Here is a 2,501-nt window from a genome sequence, read left to right on the forward strand (position 1 = left end):
GTAAGCGACAAGCTGGGGCCACTCAGGCTGTATAGTTCCACGGCATGAGGGCTTCGATTTCGGTGTTGGGCCATGCCTTCGCAAGGCGCTCAAGCGTCTGTCTGAGCCAGGCCTGCGGATCGACGTTGTTCATCTTTGCAGTTTGAAGCAGCGTCGCGATCGTCGCCCAAGTCCTGCCGCCGCCGTCGCTTCCAGCGAATAGGCTATTTTTTCTCGTAATCGCCTGGGGCCTGATCGCCCGCTCAACAATGTTGGAGTCCAGTTCGACGCGGCCGTCTTTCAGGAAGCGCTCGAAGATATCGCGGCGCGATATGGCATAGCGGAGAGCTTCCGCGAGTTTGGATTTTCCGGATACCCGCGGCAGGGTGGCCTGCCAGAGAGTGAAGAGGTCACGAACGATCGCCGCGGAGAACTCCTGACGTGCTGCGACACGAGCCTCAGGGCTTTGGCCGCGCACACGCTCCTCGATCTCCCATAACTTCGCCATACGCTGGACGGTGTCTGTAGCGACCTTCGAGCTCTTTGCGACATGCAACTCGTAGAACTTCCTGCGGCTGTGCGACCAGCAGCCGGCCAGAGTGGCGCTGTCATTGCCTCCATCCTTGCGGACGAGCTTGGTATAGGCGGCATATCCATCGACCTGCAAGATTCCATGATAGCCGTTCAGGTGTCGCGCGACGCACTCGGTGGCGCGGCTATCCTCGAAGCGATAGGCCACCATCGGCGGGCCGCTACCTCCGAAGGTTCGATCGTCTCTGGCATATGCCCATAGCCACGCCGTCTTCGCCGATCCGGAACCTGGTGCGAGTGTTGGCAAGGTCGTTTCGTCGGCAAAGATCCGTTCGGCCTTCTTGATCTCGTCGAGGATGTAGTCGGCGAGGATATTGAGTTCGAACCCGACCTTACCCATCCATTGTGCCATGAGCTTGCGGTCGAGTTCGACCCTATCGCGTGCGTAGATGGCTTCCTGGCGATAGAGCGGCAGGCCATCGGCATATTTGGAGACGGCGATCTGGGCCAGGAGTGCTTCCGTCGGAATGCCGCCTTCGATGATGTGTGCCGGAGCCGCCGCCTGGATGACGCCGTCATCGTTCCGAAAGGCATACTTGGGACGACGAGTGACGATCACCCGGAACTTCGCAGCGACCACGTCCAGCCGCTCGGAGACATCTTCTCCAATCAGGATTTTCGTCTTACCCGCATGCTCTGGCAGGTCTTCCGGCTCGATCACGACCTCGACGCGCTCGAGATGCGGCGCAAACCCCTTACGTGGTCGTGGAGCGCGCTTGCTGTCCGCGCTGCCGCGGCCTTTCGTAACCTGAGCCTTGATTGCTGCAATGCCGGTCTCGATCTCCTCGAAGACAAAGGCATGCTGCTCGTCATCGACGGTGGATGATGCAAGCTTTTCCGAGCGTCGGCCAAATCGGGCGCGATCGAAAGCTTTCAGGATCTGCGTCAGCCGCTCGATACGCTGGTCGGCGTCCGCATTGCGTGCCTCAAGATCATCAACCTGCTTCTCCAAAGCCTCGACGCGGGCTGCTTTTTCGGCCATGGCAAGGACCATGGCTTTCAGAGCCTGTACATCATCCGGGAGCTCGATATCGGGCAGCGTCATAGGCACGATCAGAGCATATTTTGTCGCGATCCGCCCGTGGTTTCAGGCTGCTGATTCACTTCGCCGCAGCGGTTTTACCCAACAATCTCGGGTGGCTTCACCGGCGTGGATCGAACCCGCTTCCAGTCCATTCCGTCGACAAGAGCCAGAAGCTGGGCGTGATTGAGCTGGACGCGATGGTGACCGATCCGGGGCCAGAAGAACTGGGCTTTCTCCAGCCGCTTCGCATAGAGGCAAACGCCCGAGCCATCCCACCAAACGATCTTGACCCGGTCCGCTCTCTTGGCCCGAAAGACATAGAGTGCACCGTTGAACGGATCACTGCCGGCATCCCGCACCAGCGAAAGCAGGCTGTCCGGACCCTTGCGAAAGTCGATCGGATGGCTCGCGAGAAAGACCTTCACGCCTGACGGGATCATGCCGAGCGCACCGCTCGGATCACCCGCTGCAGATGGCCGTCGTCGATATCTGCGTCAGCCCGGATAACGATATCGCCGATGACAAGCTCGATCATCGAACGTCTGCCAATCGATCTGGTTTCTGTCTGAACAGCCCGATCTCGCGAGACCGATCGCTGTCCGTCTCGCGCATCACGCCGCCAGCCAAATAGTTGTGAGGGATGTATGCCGATGCGATGCGCAATTGCCGACACGCTCGCGCCAGGCTCCATTGTCTCGGCCACAGCCCGCGCCTTAAAATCATCGGACCAGCGCCGCCGAAATTGTCGCGGAGCACCCTCGAGCCGTTCCGGAACAGCCTCGATCATATGGAAGTTTCTAGTTCCAGAGCTAGGCGCAGACATAGAAGCTCACAGTTCGTGAATTCGTCTATCTGCATTACCGGGATCAAGGCTATCGACGCCAGATGGGGTCTGCTTGCCGCTTAC

At 59.4% G+C, this 2,501-nt stretch carries 2 protein-coding genes and 1 pseudogene; all 3 read right to left on the reverse strand.

Annotated features, from left to right (window positions below; translation table 11 throughout):
• Positions 1–22: 22 nt before the first annotated feature.
• Entirely contained in the window at positions 23–1,615 is a 1,593-nt protein-coding gene (gene tnpC / locus EFD55_RS32810) for an IS66 family transposase (RefSeq protein ID WP_125851268.1), read from the reverse strand.
• Positions 1,616–1,689: 74 nt separating this feature from the next.
• Positions 1,690–2,034: an IS66 family insertion sequence element accessory protein TnpB gene (gene tnpB / locus EFD55_RS32815; protein WP_125851270.1), complete on the reverse strand. Its 345-nt coding sequence runs from the start codon at positions 2,032–2,034 to the stop codon at positions 1,690–1,692.
• 182 nt (positions 2,035–2,216) lie between these two features.
• Positions 2,217–2,417: pseudogene (locus EFD55_RS34165) on the reverse strand (transposase); the annotation flags it as partial.
• Positions 2,418–2,501 lie beyond the last annotated feature (84 nt).

The organism is Rhizobium pisi (assembly GCF_003938655.1).
GTDB lineage: Bacteria > Pseudomonadota > Alphaproteobacteria > Rhizobiales > Rhizobiaceae > Rhizobium > Rhizobium pisi.